Origin of the sequence: Pontibacter ummariensis (assembly GCF_900188175.1) — a bacterium.
Lineage (GTDB): Bacteria > Bacteroidota > Bacteroidia > Cytophagales > Hymenobacteraceae > Pontibacter > Pontibacter ummariensis.
The window spans coordinates 142,876-160,703 of sequence record NZ_FZOQ01000009.1 but is presented as its reverse complement, the minus strand read 5'-3'; the positions used below and the strand labels follow the sequence as shown (position 1 = coordinate 160,703).

Sequence of the window (17,828 nt, the reverse complement as noted above, 5' to 3'; positions counted from 1 at the left end):
TAGCATTAGAGTTAAGTATGTCAAGTAATTTCGCCTTGATGTTATTTCGAGGTACAAAATTCCTGTACCCGATACAAGCGAGGTACAAATGTAGTTGAAATATACGAAGATGACAGGGATTCGGTATGTGTTTTATGTATAAAAAAAAGACCGTATACGCGCCGTATACGGTCTTTTTCAGGTAGTGTTGATTTGGTATTTTTTGAGGTCTTATTTGCCGATGCAGAACTTGGTAAAAATATTATCCAGCAGATCGTCCGTGGTGATCTCTCCTGTGATCTCGCCTAAGCTGTAAAGGGCGCGGCGGATATCAGCAGCTACCAAATCATTGCTGATGCCCAGTCCCAGTCCGTTAAGCACATCGTCCAGGGCCGCGTACGTTTTGTTCAGGCTATCAACGTGGCGCAAATTGGTAACAATGGTCTGGCTCTGCGTATTTAGTTTTCCCAGGTTCACCTTCTCTACCAGCGCCTGCTTTAGCTCATCCAGGTTCGCTCCCTCGGCCGCGGAGATTTGTACCAGCCCTTCGATACTGGCAAAGGCTGCGAGTTTTTCTGGGGAGGCCACGTCCGTTTTATTAGCGACAGCTACCAAAGGCAGCTTTTGGGGGTTTAGTCTGTCGAGTTCGGCCTGTACTTCCGCGGCCGTTACCTCCGTGATATCAAAGAGGTAGATGATGAGGGAGGACTGGCTAAGCTTCTGCATGGTGCGCTCTACGCCAATAGCCTCTACCTTATCGGTTGTTTCCCGCAGACCGGCTGTATCGATGAAGCGGAAAGTGATACCCTCGATGTTGATCTCATCCTCAATAAAGTCGCGGGTAGTGCCGGGTACATCCGACACGATGGCTTTTTCCTCGTTCAGCAACTTGTTCAGCAGGGTTGACTTGCCTGCATTGGGCTTACCCACAATTACGGTCGGGACACCGTTCTTGATTACGTTGCCCAGTTCGAAGGATTTGAGTAGCTCCCGGATAATGCGTTGAATATTCAGGATGAGCGTACGCAACTGCTCCCGGTCAGCAAACTCCACGTCTTCCTCCCCAAAGTCCAGCTCCAGTTCGATCATGGAGGCAAAGTGTACCAGCTCGGCGCGCAGGCGCTTGATCTCCTGCGAAAAGCCGCCGCGCATCTGTTTCATGGCTACCTGGTGAGAGAGGGCTGAGTCAGAGGAGATCAGGTCTGCCACCGCTTCAGCCTGCGCCAGGTCAAACTGCCCGTTCAGGAAAGCACGCTTGGTAAATTCCCCGGCATTGGCCAGGCGTGCCCCATGCTTGAGCAATAGCTTGACGATTTGCTGTACAATGTAATCGGAGCCATGGCAGGAGATTTCCACCACGTTCTCTTTAGTGTAGGAGTGGGGAGCCACAAAAAGGGACACCAGCACCTCGTCCAGCACTTTTTCCTCGTCGCGGATGGTACCGAAATGGATGGTATGGCTGGCTTGCTTGCTGAGGTCTTTCCCCCTGAAAACAGTATTGGTTATGGCAATCGCCTCCGGCCCTGATAGCCGGATCACGGCGATAGCGCCTACGCCTGGTGCTGTGGCTACTGCCACAATGGTATCGTTATCTAAATAGGTATTCGTCAAGGTCTGATTCTTGTTTTATACTGCAAAGGTAGGGCTTTTATACGAGGAGTGGTAGATAGCCACGTATGAGGTTGAAGGAAGCGAAACTTTAACCTCTGCTATAAACACACGCGGAGAAAGTACCAAAGGGAATCCCGATGATGCTCCTGAAAATAGAACGCAAGAATTACTCAAGCTGTGAGATCAAAACAAGCCGCTAACTACTGCCAATTTATAGCGCATGCCATGCTGCTGCACAGTTGGCCGATGAGCATCTGCAGAATAAGGCTTATGGCTGTTTGAGTAGGCTGAGCTAGAGGGAGCAAAGAAAGTTCTTCCCTAAAAGAAGGAATGAAAGTGCTACTTCTTCTGCTCAAATTCCTGCCAGCTCATGGCTTTGTGGTGGTTTTCGCCGAAGTAGCGGAGTACCTGTGAGAACTTTGCTGCATCCAGATAGCCAGGCACAGGTGTGAGCATATTCATTTTCTCGTCCAGGTAAACAGTCGTAGGGAAACTCATTTGCCCGTTCAGCAGGGCCACGGCCAGCTCGTGGGCTTTGTACTCCGGCTTAAACTCAAAAGTATGGCCATTGAGCGTGATAGGTTTTTTGCCTTCTGCATCCAGTTTTACGGCGTAATAGTGTTCGTTTACCAACGCTACCACCTTTGGGTCGGTAAAGGTCTCTTTGTCCATTTTTTTACACCAGCCGCACCAGTCGGTATACACATCAATGACGAGTTTGCGTGGCTCCTGCTTCATCTTTTCTGCCGCTTCTTCTATACTAAGCCATTGGATGGTAGTGGCTACGGGGCTTTCCGGTTTCTCCGCAAGCGCTGCCTGTGTTACAGGACCTGTGGGGCACGTTCCTTCGGTCGCAGCAGGGGCGAAGCTGGAAAGCGCTGGGAGAGACAGCAAAAGGAGAGAAGCGATGAGGTTACGACGCATTTCTTGAGTTTTTAGCTTTTACGTTAAGATACAGGATTCTGACTATTCAATGCAAGCTTCTTGCATTTACTTGCATTGCGCCAGAAAGACTTTCATAGCAAACACAAAGCCCTGGTTGTCCTGTGCCTGAATCCTGATTTTATGAAGCAACAATTGTGCAGGAGATGAAGGTTCAACCAACAAACCCGCTGCTTAGATGACCAGCACCGGAACAGTAACGGCATGTCGCACCGCATCAATGGTTGTTCCCAGCACCAGGTCTTTCAGCATCCGGTGACCATGCGAGCCCATGACAAGTAAGTCCGCATCAAAGGCTTTTACCATTTCTGGAATCGTTCGCTTGGGGCTGCCGTAGCCCAACTCGAACTGTACGCTATAGCCTTGGTTGTGTAGGTCCTGAGCGTAGCGTTCTAAGTTTTGCCGGTCTGTGTTCGTCTCGTAGTCGTGGATATCCTGCCCCAATATTCTGGCACCGGCTGACTCGACCACATGGATCAGGAGGTATTCTGTTTCGGGCTTGCCGACAGCGAGCGCATGGTGCAGTACCTGGTGGTCGGCCTCTGAAAAGTCCAGCGCGATGGCAATGCGCTGGTAGGCCGGCGCCACTTGTGCCTGGTACTGTACAGGGCGGTAGTGCTGGGGAACCGTGTGGCTGGCAAAGGTGTGGGAGAGCAGTGGTTGTACGGTGATGTAGATGAGCAGGCCCGCACAAGCCGTCGCAACCGGAACCACCGTCAGCCAGTAAACCGCAGGGTGCTCTGCCTGTGTGATCCACTCGGCGATCTGGTCCCAAACGAGTTTGGCATTCAGAATCACAATAACTGTGGCGATAAGCCAGGCAGCGGCTTTTATCCTGGCGCCGATGGCGAACTCGCCCATGCGCTCCTTATGGCTCACGAAATGGATCAGGGGAATCACGGCAAAACCGAGCTGCAGACTCAGCACCACCTGGCTTAGCACGAGTAACTCCCCAGTCTGATCTTCTCCAAAGTAGATGATGACAAAGAGGGCCGGAGCCACCGCTATCAGGCGTGTGATCATGCGGCGCAGCCAGGGCTGTATGCGCAGGTTCAGGTACCCTTCCATCACGATCTGACCCGCCAGCGTGCCGGTGAGGGTAGAGCTTTGCCCTGCCGCGATAAGGGCTACGGCAAAAAGGACAGGGGCCCATTCTGTACCCAAGAGAGGAGCCAGGAATTCATGCGCATCCTTGATCTCCGTAACGGTGTAGATCCCGTTCTCATAAAAGGCCGCTGCGGCCAGGATAAGGATAGCGGCGTTTACGAACAGCGCCAGATTCAGGGCAACGGCTGAGTCGATAAAGTTATACCGGATGGCATGCCAGATGCCTTGCGGTGTCCGCTCAATTTTGCGCGTCTGTACAAGGGAGGAGTGGAGGTACAGGTTGTGTGGCATGACGGTGGCCCCAATGATACCAATGGCAATGTACAGCGCTTCGTTGTTGGGAAGGGAAGGCACCAGCCCTTTCACCAGCTCGCCGGCGTTTGGCTCAGCAAAGAACATTTCCAGCACAAAGGCGCCTCCGATAATAGATACCAGCACCAGGATGAAGGCCTCCATCTTGCGCATGCCCTTGTTGATGAGGAAAAGCAACAGGAAGGTGTCGAGCACGGTGAGGGTGACACCCCATAGGAGCGGAACGCCGAACAACAACTGCAGACCAATGGCCATGCCCAGCACTTCAGCCAGATCACAGGCGGCAATGGCGATCTCGGCCAGTATGTACAGGGGAATGTTAATGAACTTGGGGTAAGCCTCGCGCGAGGCCTGTGCCAGGTCCTTGCCACGTACCACGCCTAAGCGGGCACTCAGGCTTTGCAGCAGGATGGCCATGATGTTAGACATCAGCAGCACCCAGATTAGTTTATAGCCAAACTGGCTACCCCCGGCTATGTCGGTTGCCCAGTTGCCCGGGTCCATATACCCCACACTAACGAGGTAGGCAGGCCCCAGAAAAGACAGTAGCTTCTTCCAGAACCCTGTGCTTTTGGTCGTGTCGATAGAAGCATGTACTTCTTCTAAAGACTTGCTTGAAATTGGCTCCTGTGTCAGCATATAGAAAAGCTATGAACTTGTGTCTTGTTGGTAGGCTTTGTCTGTCTGTTGTGTTAGCAACAGATCTTTTGTGGTTGCATGCTTGCTTAAGTAGCAATGATCGCTTTTAATCTTTATTCTATTGCCCCATTTTTCCCCAAAGGGCTTAGACAACTGTATTGTCTAAGCAACAAGTATGGTACTACCATTTAGGTCCTGATTCCTTTTGTTTCCCTGGTCCGGTACTTTTGCCTAAGCCGACAGGAAAATGTTTCGGGATACCTCACTGGAGAGAAGGAGGCTTTTCTCCTCTTCCAGCACGATCTCCAGCGAATGATCGTAGGCCATTTTGTCGACCACCCGTATCCGGGACCCGAGCGAAATTCCTACTTTATTCAGGTACTGTAAAAACAGTGGCTGTGAGTCGTTTACTCCTACCACTACCCCGCCTTCCGCTATTTCCAGTTCTGCCAACAGCCGCTGTTTCTTCACCATCATCTGACCGGACTCCGATGGGATCGGGTCGCCGTGGGGGTCAAACTTCGGGTAGCCCAGGTACTCGTCCAGGCGCTGTATGAGCAGGGGAGAGTTTACGTGCTCCAGTTCCTCTGCCACCTCATGCACCTCATCCCAGCTAAATTTTAGCTTCTCCAGCAGGAATACCTCCCACAGACGGTGCTTCCGGATCACCTGCAGGGCGACCTGTTCTCCCTCCTGCGTGAGCGAAACCCCTTTATACTTCACGTAATTCACCAGTTGCTTGGCGCTCAGTTTCCGGAGCATGTCAGTCACCGAGGCCGCCCGTGTTTCAAGGGCCTCGGCAATAGCATTGGTGTTTACCTCCTGCGTGCCGTTTGCCGAGAGTTTAAAAATGGTTTTGATATAGTTTTCTTCGGTGTAACTGTGCACGAGGTCGATGCTAAGAGGGTTAAATAACAGAATGACTGTGTCTTGAATGGTTCGATAGCTTAAACAGACTTTAAGCTGTCCCACTATACTAGCATGCAAAACACAGTCATTCTAAACAGGAAATTTACCAACGGATAAGCGCAGAGGCCCAGGTAAAACCACTGCCGAATGCGGCGAGGCACACCAGGTCCCCTTCCTTCACGCGGCCTTCTTCGTACGCCTCGCTCAGGGCAATGGGCACAGAGGCGGCCGTGGTGTTGCCGTACTTATGGATATTGCTCATAACCTTCTCGGTTGGCAGTCCCATTTTCTGCTGTATGTAGGAGGTGATGCGCAGGTTGGCCTGGTGCGGTACCAACAGGTCGATGTCCGACGGCTTATACCCGTTCTTCTGTAAGGCTTCCTCAATTACTTCCGGAAAACGTGTCACGGCGTGCTTAAACACCAGGTTACCGTTCATGTAAGGGTAAATGCTGCCGTCGTCGATCATCTCATGCGTGAGGCGATCTTTCTTATTGCTGTTTGGCGCTGTTACGGCCAGTTCCTCAGCTAATTCACCGTCGGCATGCAGGTGTGTCGACAAAATACCCTTGTCGTTGCTCTCAGAAGGCGTTAATACCACTGCCCCCGCTCCGTCGCCGAAAATAACCGATACCCCACGGCCACGGGTAGAGAAATCGAGTCCGCTGGAATGTATCTCAGCTCCCACCACAAGTACGGTATTGTACATACCCGTTTTGATGAACTGATCGGCTACTGACAAGGCATAAATAAAACCGGAGCACTGGTTGCGCACGTCCAGAGCGGGGATTTCCTTCAGGCCCAACTCCCGTTGCATGAGTACACCAGACCCTGGGAAGATATAATCCGGGCTAAGGGTGGCAAAAACAATCATGTCCACATCTTTGGCTTCCACACCGGCCATCGCCAGCGCTCTACGGGAGGCTTCTGCCCCCATGTTTGAAGTCGTATCAACGCCTTCCTGAAAGTACCGGCGTTCCACAATGCCTGTTCGCTCCCGGATCCACTCATCCGAGGTATCCATCAGCTTTTCGAGGTCTTTGTTTGTTACTACTCTATCTGGCACATAATGGCCTACACCTGCAATTCTTGAGTTTCGCATGTTTTTCTTGGTTAATAAGACAAATATAGTACTTTTTCTGGTTTAGGCTAGCCTAAAAATAAATTTAATACTGCCTGTGCTGCTTCATAAAAGCGACTGCACTACTGGAAGGAGCTTCTCCTCCTCCTGCAGCCAGAACACGTCCTTAGGAACGCCAAAGCTATAGTAGGGTTTCCTGCGGAGCCTTTGCAGCAGTTCCGCGGCATTCGCTGCTTTGAAGTCAATCGCAATTCCTGCCTCCTGTTGTTGCAGCATGCGGTTCCACAGTGGGTTTTCCTGGATGAGCAGGGGAAGTGCATAGGCCATGTATTCAAACAGCTTCGTCGGAATACAGCGGAAGGTGCTTTCGTTGGGTTGATAGGGGAGTAGCCCGAGGGTACTCTTCTGTATCTCCTCTAGTATCTGCTGGTGAGGTACCAGTTGCTGCCCCCCAATCAAGCGGACAAATGGCAGGCCCTCCACCATGCGTTGCACTTCTCTCCAGGTCGCCTCCTGCGGACTGTAGCCGATAATCGTTAAGCTTGTCCCGGTTTCCTGGTGCTGTAGTTTCTTTGTGAGTTCAATGGCTTCGAAAATGCCATAAATGGTTGCGATGGTTCCTGAGTACAGCAGTTTTAAAGGCTGTTGCAAGTATACCGGTGTGGCAGGTAGGGTGTAGTGAGAAGGGGGTTTAAACTTGTTTTCCAGTACCGTAAACCTCGCCCCCAGGAACGGTAGCTCTGTAGCGTAGCTCTGCTCTGCCAGCAGGAAATGATCGACACCCCGGGCAAGCACATGCTCTGCACCCCGCACGCCCCAGGCAAGCAGTTGTTTCACTCCTTCAGGGTAATTGTCCTGTGCCCTCAGGTTTAAGGCAAAGTTTTCCTGTACGTCGTAAATCAGCTTTACCTGGTGCTTGCGGCAGTACAGGTAAGTGGTAAAAAGAAGTTCGTGCGTAGCGACAATAACCAGGGATGGCTTTACCTGGCGGAGGAAGGCGTAATAGTCTTGCTGGGCTTGTAACCTGCCAAGGCTAAGGCGCCTGAACTTGAAGAGGGAATGAAAGAAAACATTGGCAGGGGCTGTGGAAGGCGTGGGGGCCGCAAAACCACAGATGTGTACCTGCACTTGGGAGATTTTCGCCAGCGACAGGCCTAGTTTCTCATACAGGCGGGTGTCGTTCACGGGTTTCAGAAGGGAGGCGATCAGAATTCTCTTTTCAGACATCGCCGAAATTTAATACTTTTGTTCTTCATTCTTTACTAGTAAATAAGACATGGAGTTAAGACAAATCATAGAGCAGGCCTGGGAAAACCGGGAGCTTTTAAAAGAAAATGATACCGTAGAGGCAATCCGTACGGTGATCGAAGAGTTGGATAAGGGACAGTTGCGTGTGGCCGAGCCGAATGGAGAGGAGTGGCAGGTAAACGAGTGGGTAAAGAAAGCGGTACTGCTTTACTTTCCGATTCAGTCTATGAAAACGATAGAGGTAGGTCCTTTCGAATTTCATGATAAGATCACGCTGAAGCGTAACTACGAGCAGTTGGGCGTTCGTGTGGTTCCGCACGCTGTAGCGCGTTATGGTGCCTTTTTGGCCAGAGGCGTGGTGATGATGCCTTCTTATGTGAACATCGGTGCCTATGTGGATTCCGGCACCATGGTAGATACCTGGGCAACAGTAGGTAGCTGTGCACAGGTAGGGAAAAACGTGCACTTAAGCGGTGGCGTTGGCCTGGGTGGCGTACTCGAGCCTGTACAGGCGGCGCCCGTCATCATTGAAGACGGTGCTTTCATCGGTTCCAGAAGTATTCTGGTAGAGGGATGCCGCATCGGGAAAGAGGCTGTCATTGGTGCGGGTGTGACCATTACCGGCAGCTCTAAGATCATCGACGTAACAGGCAGCGAAGAGAAAGTGTACAAAGGCTATGTGCCACCTCGCTCTGTGGTGATCCCGGGTTCTTATACCAAGAAATTCCCTGCCGGGGACTTTCAGGTACCTTGCGCCCTGATCATTGGCCAGCGCAAGGAAAGCACCGATCTGAAGACCTCACTTAACGATGTCCTGCGCGACCACGCGGTGGCTGTGTAGAGTGAGTCGTTATTCGGTCAGTGTTACGCATTGGCCAAGAAAAAGGGCCTCTGCTACTCTTAGCAGAGGCCCTTTTTGTCTGGATCAGTATTTTCAAGATGAAGAGAATTGTCCGGATAAGCATCCTCTCGCCCTGATAATCCTTACACAGTGAACTACTTTTTAAACCGGTCTGCAACCACCAGATCTTTGGGGCCATTTGCCCAGGAGTAGAAGCCCTGACCAGACTTAGCTCCTTTATGGCCTGCCTGCACCATGTTCACCAGCAAAGGACATGGGGCGTACTTCGGGTTTCCGAAGCCTTCGTATAGTACGTTCAGAATAGACAGGCATACGTCCAAGCCAATAAAGTCTGCGAGTTGCAGGGGGCCCATCGGGTGCGCCATGCCCAATTTCATAATCGTGTCGATCTCCTCTACGCCAGCTACTCCTTCGAATAAGGTATAGATCGCCTCGTTGATCATGGGCATCAGGACACGGTTGGCAACAAAGCCAGGGTAATCATTTGCCTCAGCAGGTACTTTCCCTAACTGCTTGGAGAGGTCGAGGACTTGCTGCGTTACCTCGTCAGAGGTAGAGTATCCGCGAATTACCTCTACCAGCTTCATGACCGGCACCGGGTTCATGAAGTGCATGCCAATTACTTTATCAGGCCGGTTGGTAACGGAGGCGATCTTGGTGATAGAGATAGAGGAGGTGTTGGAGGCCAGAATTGCCGTTGGCTTTGTGAAGCTGTCCAGGTCCCGGAAGATCTTGAGCTTCAGGTCCACGTTCTCCGTGGCCGCCTCTACCACCAGGTCAGCTTCTTTTACGCCTTCCTGGGTGTTGGTGTAAGTAGTGATGTTCTGCAGGGTCTGCTCTTTCTGCTCTTCCGTTAAGTTTCCTTTGGCAACAATCCGGTCCAGGTTTTTAGAGATGGTGCCAAGGGCACGCTGCAGGGCCTCTTCTGAGATGTCTACCAGGGAAACCGGAAACCCGTTTTGGGCGAAAACGTGGGCAATGCCGTTCCCCATTGTGCCAGAGCCAATAACTGCGACTTTTTTCATAGGTTGATATAAGCTTTAATTGTCTATGCAAAATTTTCTATACAAAGCTAACAGAATTTAGCTTACCCTATCTCGCGGAACAAGGTTTCCGGGGGAGGCAGGCGCTCAGGCGCTACTATAGCTGCTACAGGAATAGCACTTAAAACCGTGCTGTCAGCAACTGTTTTTTTCTTATGCGCCGCGGCTTTCAGAACCCTTTGGAGTACAAGCCCGCCTGTGCTGGCACAGCCTTTTGCCAGTGAGCCAGTACACGAACTGACTCTTGCGCAAAAAGTGGGGAAAGCTCCAAAAATAAGATTGAGGTGCTATAAAATAGTGGTTAATTATAAATCATTTAGCAGAAGCGCACGTAAAACCTATGACTTTAAAGTACAAATAAAAACAATGGAAAGGGGCTTGAAGGCTCCTTGAACTTTTGAGACGAGACAGTACCAACAAAAGAGTAAAATAGAACACATATGGGGAATTTGCTTTATGTGATTGCTGTGGTGCTGGTTATATTCTGGCTGGTAGGCTTTCTGGGTTTCCCGGATGCCGTCGGGGGTATAATCCATGTGCTGCTGGTATTGGCGGTGGTAGCGGTGCTGCTACGGCTAATCCGAAGTGCTTAACTTGAAAGGCTGTTGTCCGTTTATTTTAAAACAGCTTATTACGAACACATTAACGTTAAAACTATGGGAAATTTATTGTATATTATAGCTGTGGTACTAGTAGTTATCTGGCTGATTGGATTCCTGGGATTCCCAGATGCAGTAGGTGGCTTGATTCACATCTTACTGGTGATTGCCATTATCGTTGTCCTGTTACGCTTGATACGGGGCTGACAGGCAAGACGTATTAGACAACATAAATAACAAAGGGAGGCGGCCTATTGGCCGCCTCCCTTTGTTTAAACTGCTCGTGACGTTTCTTATTTCCCTAAGCCGATGTTAAAACCGAACCGTAGCACAGGATTACTGTAGGGGTTGTTCGGATCATCACTGATGTTGTAGAGTGCCAGCATGTCAAAAGAGGCCTTTTCGCTTAAGCGTTGTCTATAGCCAAGGCCCACCATCGGGAGCGTGAGTGTTGTCCGGTTCCTGTCAAACGGATTGAACCGGTCGATCATTTCCACGTTGAGCACTTCTATCTCAGCATGCGCCAGCAAGGCTCCTTCGCCAATATCCACTACCTCTAACTGGGTAAAGGCGCGGCCACCGTAATTGCTCAGGCTGGTGCCTCTAAACCGGTAATACTGGTACACGACCCCCACACCAACACTGTAACGCTCTGTTACCTTGTAGCCCAGTATCGGGAGTAACGAAATGTTCGTGTAGGTGCCAAACTGCAGACCAAAGCTACCGCCGGTATACAACCTGTCTAGCAACTCCCTGTCCTCTTCCAGTTCTGCCTGCTCCGGTTTAGCCACCACGACAGGCTGTCGCCTGGTTGGGGCGGGTCTTTCCTGTGTACGTGGCCTTGGCTGCTCTGTAGGGGCAGGCGGACCAACCGGCAATTCCGGTTTACGGTAAACGGTATCCGGATCTACCTGAGCCCTTGCTTCCGTTTGTATGAAGAGTAACAGCAGGAAAGAGCAGAGAAGCCCTGGCAGCAGGCGCGGGAATTGTGGCATAGGTTTTTAGGTTTTGTTGCTTTTAAAGGTTATACCATCGCCGTGGCATACATCTTTTTGCGCAACTCCCTGATCGTCTCGTCCGACAGATACTCCTCATACGTCATGCGCTTATCGATGATGCCATTCGGCGTTAACTCAATGATGCGGTTGGCAATGGTGTCCACAAACTGCAAGTCGTGAGACGAGAACAGGATCGTACCATCAAAATCACGCAGGGCATTGTTCAGGGCCGTGATCGACTCCAGGTCCAGGTGGTTGGTAGGTTCATCAAACACCAACGCATTACCGGACTGTAGCATCATACGGGAAAACATGCAACGCACCTTCTCGCCACCCGACAGCACATTGGCTTTCTTCAGCGACTCCTCACCTGAGAACAGCATGCGGCCCAGGAAACCCCGGATAAAGCTCTCGTCTTTCTCCACGGAGTACTGACGCAGCCAATCCACCAGGTTCAGGTTGGTATCGAAGAAGGCGGCATTGTCTTTCGGGAAGAAAGAGGAGGTAATGGTAGTACCCCACTTGTACTCGCCGCTGTCAGGCTGCTCTTCCTCAAACAGAATCTTAAAGAAAGTAGAGGCGGCTAAGTCGTTACGGCCGATCACGGCGATCTTATCCCCTTTATCTACCATAAAGGAAATGTCTGTAAAGAGCGGCTGCCCGTCTACCGACTTGCTGATGTTCTCCACGTTCAGGATCTGGTTGCCCGCCTCACGCTCTGGTTTAAAGGCGATGTACGGATACTTACGGGAAGAAGGTTTGATATCTTCCACAGTAAGCTTCTCCAACAGCTTGGCACGCGAGGTAGCCTGCTTTGATTTGGAGGCGTTGGCGCTAAAGCGACGGATGAACTCTTCCAGCTCTTTACGCTTGTCTTCCACCTTCTTGTTGGCGTCGGAGCGCTGCTTCAACGCCAGCTGGCTGGACTCGTACCAGAAAGTATAGTTACCGGCATACATCTGAATCTTGCCGAAGTCGATATCGGCCACATGCGTACACACGGCATCCAGGAAGTGGCGGTCGTGTGATACCACGATCACAGTGTTGGCAAAGTTATCCAGGAAGTTCTCCAGCCACATGATCGACTCAGCGTCCAGGTGGTTGGTAGGTTCGTCCAGCAGCAGGATCTCCGGGTTCCCGAACAGGGCTTGTGCCAGGAGCACGCGCACTTTCTCACTACCGCTCAGGTCCTTCATCAGGGAGTGGTGCAGGTCTTCGGTAATGCCCAGGCCACTCAGGAGCTCGGCTGCCTCGTACTCCGCGTTCCAGCCTTCCAGGTCCGCAAACTCACCTTCCAGCTCTGCGGCACGCAGGCCATCCGCTTCATCAAAGTCCGGCTTGGCGTAGATCGCATCCTTTTCCTCCATAATGCTCCACAGGCGCTTGTGACCCATGATCACCGTTTGCAGGGCAGGGTACTCGTCGTACTCAAAGTGGTTCTGCTTTAATACAGCCAGGCGGGCATTGGCCGGGATGTCTACCGAGCCGGTATTGGGTTCTATCTCCCCGGATAATATTTTAAGAAAAGTTGATTTACCGGCGCCGTTGGCTCCAATAAGGCCATAGCAGTTACCCGGTACAAATTTAATTGTAACGTCTTCAAATAAGGTGCGCTTACCGTAAGCCAAGCTAACATTGCTGGTACTGATCATATAGAGCTTTGTATGAGAATGAATTTGATTCTTGGGGCAAAATTACAAAATAAAAACCGGGATTAGCGCAAGGTGCTGCAAAGCTGGAGTAAAACCTAAGGTTAAGCTGCTTTGTAAGATGTTTTAAACCAAGTGCTTCTGCGTAGAAGCTTAAAAATTTATACACCAAAGCACAACGCCACTTGTCTTTCTTTAGTATATAGTTTTAGTAATATACAGTTTTTGCACAGAAAGGATAGGTATGTACTTGTAATTCTGCTCTATCCTTAACCAAAAGTGCCCTCAAACTGTTCATTTTTAAAGGATTAATTGAGAACCAATAAACGAACGAATACATGGCATCTTCTAAAGTAACGTACCAGAAGGTTTCTACAAAATGGGGAATACTAACAGGCATTGCTTACATCGCTTATTTCCTGATTATGTGGGCGCTGGGTGTTCTGGAAATCATAGAACTGTCCTTTATCAGCGGTATCTTTCTGGTAATTGGCATCTGTGTGGCCATTTCGAGGCTGAAACGGGCCCGGAACGGCAACATAGAGTATTTTGAGGGACTGGCCATAGGGGCCACGGTGGGCGTTATCTCATCGGCGATACTGGCCTTGTTTCTGGTCATCTTTGTGAGTGTGCTGGACACAGATTACCTGGCCAGCCTGCAGGCAAGTTCTTTCTTCCCGGAGGGCATCACCAAGATGGCCTTGTTTGGCTTCACCATTATGTACGGCACAGTGCCGGGCCTTTGGATCGCTTTTATTGCCATGCAATGGTTTAAAAGGCGTGACCACTCCATGTCAGAGGGCGTGTAGTAACAGCGCCTTTCCTTTGCTTTTCCTGTTTTAACCACGCTTATCCACCCTCATCCTATGGAACTGACAGGCTTAAAGTACGGCATGCTTACCGCTGTGGGCCTTATTCTCTATTTTCTGCTGATGAGCCTGCTGGGGCTCCTGAACGTAGTAGAGCTGCGCTTTCTGAACGGCCTGATCCTGGCTGTTGGGGTGGTATTGGCCATCAGGAACTATAAACAGCGGGTGCACGGCGAGATACACTACTTTAAAGGGCTGGGCACCGGCGTGATAACCGCGGTGGCAGGCACCGTTCTTTTTGCCGTTTTTGTGCTAGTGTATGTAAAGATAGGGGGGGAGGGCCTCCTGAACACGCTTTCGGCAGAGGATTACCTGGGCGAGCGGGTGGAAACAACCCCTGGACTGGCCATTTTTACGGTTTTGATGCTGGAAGGCCTGATCTCGGGTTTTATGATCGCCTTCATCGCCATGCAGTTTTTTAAGCGCCGGGAACGCAAAGCAACCTGAAGCACACGCCATCTTACGACATTCAACACTAAAAAGGCCAGCTCTTCTGAAGCTGGCCTTTTGTTTGTAGGGTTGTCCCGTTGTTTTATTACTTGACGATGTGGTCCGGGCGCTGTATGATCTGTACCACGACCTCGTGTATATCTCCTTCTTTGTCTTTCAGCTTAAAAATCACCAGGGGGTTATCTGCATCATGCACCGACTCAATTTCTATTACCTCTTCTCCTTCATCCAATTCTGTTTCTAGTTGAGGGGTGAGCGCCTTAAACGCCTTGGCAAAACTAACTTCAAGTTTACTAGGGTTGTAATATGTTGTCCTCATGTTGTTTATGTTAAAACAAAACCATCTCCATGTTCAGGCTTTGCGGTTGTACGTATTTAAAATCCAATCCATGTCTTTATAAGATATACCCTTCGCGCCCCCTTTGGTTACAAGTCTGTAGCTTAACTTATCAAATATTTTTTTCAAACTGGCTCCAGTAAATATTACATTTCACTATAGCCCGCTGAATAAAATAAAAAGTTAGGGCCGTCTAAAAACACGAAAAACAGGAAACCGTCCGCAGCTAGTAACGTTTAAACCCCAGAAGGCCAGCCTTCTGTACAGTAATACACCCTTATATACTTATGCTTAAATTTTTACTTCTATCGCTCGGAACACTGTTTTGCACTGCCGGCCATGCGCAGCACCTGAAGGTGGCGGATGACGGGCTCGACAGACAGGTATTGGCTGTAAGCCTTGACGGGCCAGCCATGGCCACCCTGGAAATGAGCCGGGAACTGAACTTGACGGAGCAGCAGTATGCGGAGGTGGAGAGAATAAACCAGCAGCGTTACCAAAAGCTGGCAGAAGCGGAGAACACCTATGCCACAGACCCGATACTGCAGTCCAGGGCCTACCGGATGCTCGCCTTCGAAAGCAGCGAACTGCTGAAGCACATCCTGAGCGAAAGGCAAATGCAGCACCTGAACCAGCTGAAAGGAAACGCCAACGCCCAACTGACCGAGGAAGTAAAAGGAGAGTGATGTTTGGGAAGCCCCAGGTAAAAAGCTTCGCTACTCAAGCTTCTTTACCTGGTCCGGATACCTGTAATTGATTTCTGATACTTTTGCCAGGGAGTTAAGCCGGAGTTCGATGCGGTTAGCTCCCGACATTTTTGTGCGATCGGCGCATTGGTCGCCTGTCTCGATGTAATAATAGTATATGCGTTCGCTGCGCTTCAGCAGTTCTTCCTGGTCGGGCTTCCCCAGCAGGTTGCGCACAACATATTCTTTTTGGCCGTACAAGTCCTTGCGTATCTGCTCAAAATCGTCTACCAGTTCCGCTCGCTGTCCCTTGCAGGCATAGCGGTCTTCTTTCCAGGCTTTGCTGTTAAAGGCCTGAAACTCCTCCGGCACGCCACAGGAACTTAGCAGGGCAAGGGAAAGCACCTGTACCACAAACAATCGCTTTATCATCTCTGTCTTATTGCTGCTTCAAAGTTGCAGAATTTGCACAACAACACAAGATAAAGCAGAAAAAAGCGTTCTTTTTATGCTTTTGGAAAAGTTTTTTTTCTGGCATGAATACAGGCCCTATAGCCTCTGAAGCTTGATTTTAAGCTGCTTTGCTTTTAAATGAGGTGCTTTGTACGCCCTCTGGCTTACCTGCCGAAGGAACAATTTCCCTGAAAGCGCCTGTTGGCTATACTTAAACAGAGAAAAAGAAGCTAAAAAACCATGTTAAGAGTACTCGCAACCTCGTTAACCCTCGGTCTATTATCTTTCACCTTACCTGCTTCCCGCCCTTTAGGTGCAACACCGGAGCCTTTAAAGGTAGAAGCATTAACCGTAAACAATAAGGCCACAGCGCTTACGTATGCAGAAAAGCAACAGGCCTTTAATGCCCATCTAAAAACTGTGTACGAGCAGGCGGGCCTGCAAGCCAAAGGACTTGCCTACGATGTTTTCGAGAAAGCCATGATTGGCTACCAGAACTTTAAGCAAAGCCGCCTTACCTCTGCCAGGTCCATCTTAACTGTTATTGATTTCACAAAGTCCAGCGGCGAAAAGCGTATGTGGATCATTGACCTGGACGCTAAGAAAGTGCTGATCAATACCCTGGTAGCCCATGGCCGCAACACCGGGGAAGATAAGGCCCTTAAATTCTCTAATACGCCTAACTCTTATATGAGCAGCCTGGGCTTTTACCTGACCGATGCCACGTACTTCGGCAAGCACGGCTTATCGCTGCGCCTGCAGGGCATGGACAAGACGTATAACTCCAATGCCATGGCACGGGCCATTGTGGTGCACGGTGCCGATTATGCGACAGAAGCCTTTGTGAAGCAGCACGGCAGACTGGGCCGTAGCCTTGGCTGCCCTTCCGTACCGAGGGAGATATCTGATGAGGTAATCGCGGCTATCAAAGACAAAACCGTTATGTACATCCATGGCAATGATAGCGGGTATACATCCAGTTTCCTGAACGTAGCGAATGCGGTGGAAGCCTTTGCCCTGGAGACAGCGAATGAGAATCTTTCTTAACAGTAAAGCTCCTGGCTTCACAAGCCTAAGCAAAAGGGCCTTCGGTGTTTCATTACCGAGGGCCCTTTTGCTTTTGTTTCAGCCATAGCTTGTTTCCGTAACCAGACAGAGGGCCCCACCGTTTCCTTAACATCGCCTGCACCTATTGCGGGCTTACGAAAGGATATGAGTGGCGTAATTAAATTTATCATTGCCCTTTTGATGGCAGCTGTTTCGTTGGTTACCTACTGGTGTACCACCGAGGAGAACGAATTTACCGGCGAAGAGCAGCACGTGGACATGACCGTGGAGCAGGAGATAGCCCTCGGCCTGCAGGCCGCCCCCGAAATGGCCCAACAGTACGGTGGCCTGCACCCGGATAGGGAGGCAGCGGCGAAGGTACAGGAAGTGGGGCAGCGCCTGGTGCAGAATACCCGGGTCCGGAACTCTCCTTACCATTTTGAGTTTCACCTGCTTGCCGATGAGCAGACGGTAAATGCCTTTGCCCTGCCGGGCGGACAGGTCTTTATCACGGCAGGGCTCTTGGAGCGCCTGGAGTCTGAGGAGCAGCTGGCAGGGGTGCTGGCGCATGAGATAGGACACGTGGTGGCACGGCACTCGGCACAGCAGCTGGCGAAGGCCAAGTTAACGGAGAGCCTTTCCGGTGCCGCTGCTATCGCCACCTATGACCCTGAGAACCCCTCCAGCAGGGCAGGGGCAGCCGTAGCGGCCATGGTGGGCCGGCTGGTGAACATGCGCTACGGCCGCGAGGATGAACTGGAGTCGGACAGGCTGGCTGTGCAGCTAACGGGTGAGGCGGGCTACGACCCCAGGGCCATGATAGCGGTGCTGCGCATCCTGGAGCAGGCAAACAGGGGCGCGGGAGGCCCTGAGTTCTTGCAAACGCACCCGAATCCAGGCAACCGGGTAGCCCAGCTTGAACAGGTCATCCGGGAGGAGTACCCGAACGGCCTGCCGCAATAAAATCGGCTTTTCAATTTAATTCCTACTTTCTGGAAACTTTGCCG

General features: G+C 50.8%; 19 protein-coding genes. 8 read left to right on the top strand and 11 right to left on the bottom strand.

Going from position 1 to position 17,828, the window contains the following annotated elements; translation table 11 throughout:
• Positions 1–210: 210 nt before the first annotated feature.
• The 6 genes from mnmE to CHB92_RS11615 form a co-directional block, all read right to left on the bottom strand.
• Positions 211–1,590, bottom strand: coding sequence for a tRNA uridine-5-carboxymethylaminomethyl(34) synthesis GTPase MnmE (gene mnmE / locus CHB92_RS11640; RefSeq protein ID WP_089319381.1), 1,380 nt, complete (start codon positions 1,588–1,590; stop codon positions 211–213).
• A gap of 339 nt (positions 1,591–1,929) precedes the next feature.
• Entirely contained in the window at positions 1,930–2,514 is a 585-nt protein-coding gene (locus tag CHB92_RS11635; RefSeq protein WP_089319380.1) for a thioredoxin family protein, read from the bottom strand.
• 192 nt (positions 2,515–2,706) lie between these two features.
• On the bottom strand, positions 2,707–4,590 hold the full coding sequence (locus CHB92_RS11630; RefSeq protein WP_089319379.1) for an Nramp family divalent metal transporter: 1,884 nt from the start codon (positions 4,588–4,590) through the stop codon (positions 2,707–2,709).
• Between the two features lie 231 nt (positions 4,591–4,821).
• Positions 4,822–5,478, bottom strand: coding sequence for a metal-dependent transcriptional regulator (locus CHB92_RS11625; protein ID WP_089319378.1), 657 nt, complete (start codon positions 5,476–5,478; stop codon positions 4,822–4,824).
• Positions 5,479–5,602: 124 nt separating this feature from the next.
• Positions 5,603–6,601: a 3-oxoacyl-ACP synthase III family protein gene (locus CHB92_RS11620; RefSeq protein WP_089319377.1), complete on the bottom strand. Its 999-nt coding sequence runs from the start codon at positions 6,599–6,601 to the stop codon at positions 5,603–5,605.
• An 84-nt stretch (positions 6,602–6,685) separates the two neighbouring features.
• On the bottom strand, positions 6,686–7,807 hold the full coding sequence (locus CHB92_RS11615) for a glycosyltransferase (RefSeq protein WP_089319376.1): 1,122 nt from the start codon (positions 7,805–7,807) through the stop codon (positions 6,686–6,688).
• Positions 7,808–7,856: 49 nt separating this feature from the next.
• Between CHB92_RS11615 and CHB92_RS11610 the strand changes: the two genes are divergently transcribed.
• The gene (locus CHB92_RS11610; RefSeq protein ID WP_089319375.1) at positions 7,857–8,669 is read left to right on the top strand and encodes a 2,3,4,5-tetrahydropyridine-2,6-dicarboxylate N-succinyltransferase; all 813 of its coding nucleotides are present in this window, start codon (positions 7,857–7,859) and stop codon (positions 8,667–8,669) included.
• A gap of 155 nt (positions 8,670–8,824) precedes the next feature.
• Here CHB92_RS11610 and CHB92_RS11605 read toward each other — a convergent pair whose 3' ends face one another.
• Positions 8,825–9,715, bottom strand: a complete 891-nt coding sequence (locus CHB92_RS11605; RefSeq protein ID WP_089319374.1) for a 3-hydroxybutyryl-CoA dehydrogenase — start codon at positions 9,713–9,715, stop codon at positions 8,825–8,827.
• A gap of 458 nt (positions 9,716–10,173) precedes the next feature.
• Between CHB92_RS11605 and CHB92_RS25510 the strand changes: the two genes are divergently transcribed.
• Together CHB92_RS25510 and CHB92_RS25505 are read left to right on the top strand one after the other, a co-directional pair.
• Positions 10,174–10,326, top strand: coding sequence for a lmo0937 family membrane protein (locus CHB92_RS25510; RefSeq protein ID WP_106219111.1), 153 nt, complete (start codon positions 10,174–10,176; stop codon positions 10,324–10,326).
• Between the two features lie 63 nt (positions 10,327–10,389).
• Positions 10,390–10,539, top strand: coding sequence for a lmo0937 family membrane protein (locus tag CHB92_RS25505; RefSeq protein ID WP_106219112.1), 150 nt, complete (start codon positions 10,390–10,392; stop codon positions 10,537–10,539).
• Between the two features lie 86 nt (positions 10,540–10,625).
• Here CHB92_RS25505 and CHB92_RS11600 read toward each other — a convergent pair whose 3' ends face one another.
• Positions 10,626–11,327 (bottom strand): hypothetical protein, encoded by a 702-nt coding sequence (locus CHB92_RS11600; protein WP_245842501.1) that lies wholly within the window; start codon positions 11,325–11,327, stop codon positions 10,626–10,628.
• Positions 11,328–11,356: 29 nt separating this feature from the next.
• Positions 11,357–12,982: an ABC-F family ATP-binding cassette domain-containing protein gene (locus tag CHB92_RS11595; RefSeq protein ID WP_089319373.1), complete on the bottom strand. Its 1,626-nt coding sequence runs from the start codon at positions 12,980–12,982 to the stop codon at positions 11,357–11,359.
• Between the two features lie 335 nt (positions 12,983–13,317).
• Between CHB92_RS11595 and CHB92_RS11590 the strand changes: the two genes are divergently transcribed.
• The gene (locus tag CHB92_RS11590; RefSeq protein ID WP_089319372.1) at positions 13,318–13,788 is read left to right on the top strand and encodes a DUF4199 domain-containing protein; all 471 of its coding nucleotides are present in this window, start codon (positions 13,318–13,320) and stop codon (positions 13,786–13,788) included.
• Positions 13,789–13,845: 57 nt separating this feature from the next.
• On the top strand, positions 13,846–14,295 hold the full coding sequence (locus tag CHB92_RS11585) for a DUF4199 domain-containing protein (RefSeq protein WP_089319371.1): 450 nt from the start codon (positions 13,846–13,848) through the stop codon (positions 14,293–14,295).
• An 88-nt stretch (positions 14,296–14,383) separates the two neighbouring features.
• On the opposite strand, the gene CHB92_RS11580 is transcribed toward CHB92_RS11585, so the two are convergent.
• Entirely contained in the window at positions 14,384–14,617 is a 234-nt protein-coding gene (locus CHB92_RS11580) for a hypothetical protein (RefSeq protein WP_089319370.1), read from the bottom strand.
• A gap of 305 nt (positions 14,618–14,922) precedes the next feature.
• Here CHB92_RS11580 and CHB92_RS11575 point away from each other — a divergent pair, with 305 nt between their 5' ends.
• Positions 14,923–15,321: a hypothetical protein gene (locus CHB92_RS11575; protein ID WP_089319369.1), complete on the top strand. Its 399-nt coding sequence runs from the start codon at positions 14,923–14,925 to the stop codon at positions 15,319–15,321.
• Between the two features lie 30 nt (positions 15,322–15,351).
• Here CHB92_RS11575 and CHB92_RS11570 read toward each other — a convergent pair whose 3' ends face one another.
• Positions 15,352–15,753: a hypothetical protein gene (locus CHB92_RS11570; RefSeq protein WP_106219113.1), complete on the bottom strand. Its 402-nt coding sequence runs from the start codon at positions 15,751–15,753 to the stop codon at positions 15,352–15,354.
• A 261-nt stretch (positions 15,754–16,014) separates the two neighbouring features.
• Here CHB92_RS11570 and CHB92_RS11565 point away from each other — a divergent pair, with 261 nt between their 5' ends.
• Positions 16,015–16,821, top strand: coding sequence for a murein L,D-transpeptidase catalytic domain family protein (locus CHB92_RS11565; RefSeq protein ID WP_089319367.1), 807 nt, complete (start codon positions 16,015–16,017; stop codon positions 16,819–16,821).
• A gap of 165 nt (positions 16,822–16,986) precedes the next feature.
• Positions 16,987–17,784 carry a M48 family metallopeptidase gene (locus CHB92_RS11560; RefSeq protein ID WP_089319366.1) on the top strand — a complete coding sequence of 266 codons (798 nt, stop codon included), beginning with the start codon at positions 16,987–16,989 and terminating at the stop codon, positions 17,782–17,784.
• Positions 17,785–17,828 lie beyond the last annotated feature (44 nt).

Coding starts and splice junctions, on each gene's coding strand:
- CHB92_RS11635 (WP_089319380.1), bottom strand. CDS start 2,514: ATGCGTCGTAACCTCATCGCTTCTCTCCTTTTGCTGTCTCTCCCAGCG.
- CHB92_RS11630 (WP_089319379.1), bottom strand. CDS start 4,590: ATGCTGACACAGGAGCCAATTTCAAGCAAGTCTTTAGAAGAAGTACAT.
- CHB92_RS11620 (WP_089319377.1), bottom strand. CDS start 6,601: ATGCGAAACTCAAGAATTGCAGGTGTAGGCCATTATGTGCCAGATAGA.
- CHB92_RS11615 (WP_089319376.1), bottom strand. CDS start 7,807: ATGTCTGAAAAGAGAATTCTGATCGCCTCCCTTCTGAAACCCGTGAAC.
- CHB92_RS11610 (WP_089319375.1), top strand. CDS start 7,857: ATGGAGTTAAGACAAATCATAGAGCAGGCCTGGGAAAACCGGGAGCTT.
- CHB92_RS11605 (WP_089319374.1), bottom strand. CDS start 9,715: ATGAAAAAAGTCGCAGTTATTGGCTCTGGCACAATGGGGAACGGCATT.
- CHB92_RS25510 (WP_106219111.1), top strand. CDS start 10,174: ATGGGGAATTTGCTTTATGTGATTGCTGTGGTGCTGGTTATATTCTGG.
- CHB92_RS25505 (WP_106219112.1), top strand. CDS start 10,390: ATGGGAAATTTATTGTATATTATAGCTGTGGTACTAGTAGTTATCTGG.
- CHB92_RS11600 (WP_245842501.1), bottom strand. CDS start 11,327: ATGCCACAATTCCCGCGCCTGCTGCCAGGGCTTCTCTGCTCTTTCCTG.
- CHB92_RS11595 (WP_089319373.1), bottom strand. CDS start 12,982: ATGATCAGTACCAGCAATGTTAGCTTGGCTTACGGTAAGCGCACCTTA.
- CHB92_RS11590 (WP_089319372.1), top strand. CDS start 13,318: ATGGCATCTTCTAAAGTAACGTACCAGAAGGTTTCTACAAAATGGGGA.
- CHB92_RS11585 (WP_089319371.1), top strand. CDS start 13,846: ATGGAACTGACAGGCTTAAAGTACGGCATGCTTACCGCTGTGGGCCTT.
- CHB92_RS11580 (WP_089319370.1), bottom strand. CDS start 14,617: ATGAGGACAACATATTACAACCCTAGTAAACTTGAAGTTAGTTTTGCC.
- CHB92_RS11575 (WP_089319369.1), top strand. CDS start 14,923: ATGCTTAAATTTTTACTTCTATCGCTCGGAACACTGTTTTGCACTGCC.
- CHB92_RS11570 (WP_106219113.1), bottom strand. CDS start 15,753: ATGATAAAGCGATTGTTTGTGGTACAGGTGCTTTCCCTTGCCCTGCTA.
- CHB92_RS11565 (WP_089319367.1), top strand. CDS start 16,015: ATGTTAAGAGTACTCGCAACCTCGTTAACCCTCGGTCTATTATCTTTC.
- CHB92_RS11560 (WP_089319366.1), top strand. CDS start 16,987: ATGAGTGGCGTAATTAAATTTATCATTGCCCTTTTGATGGCAGCTGTT.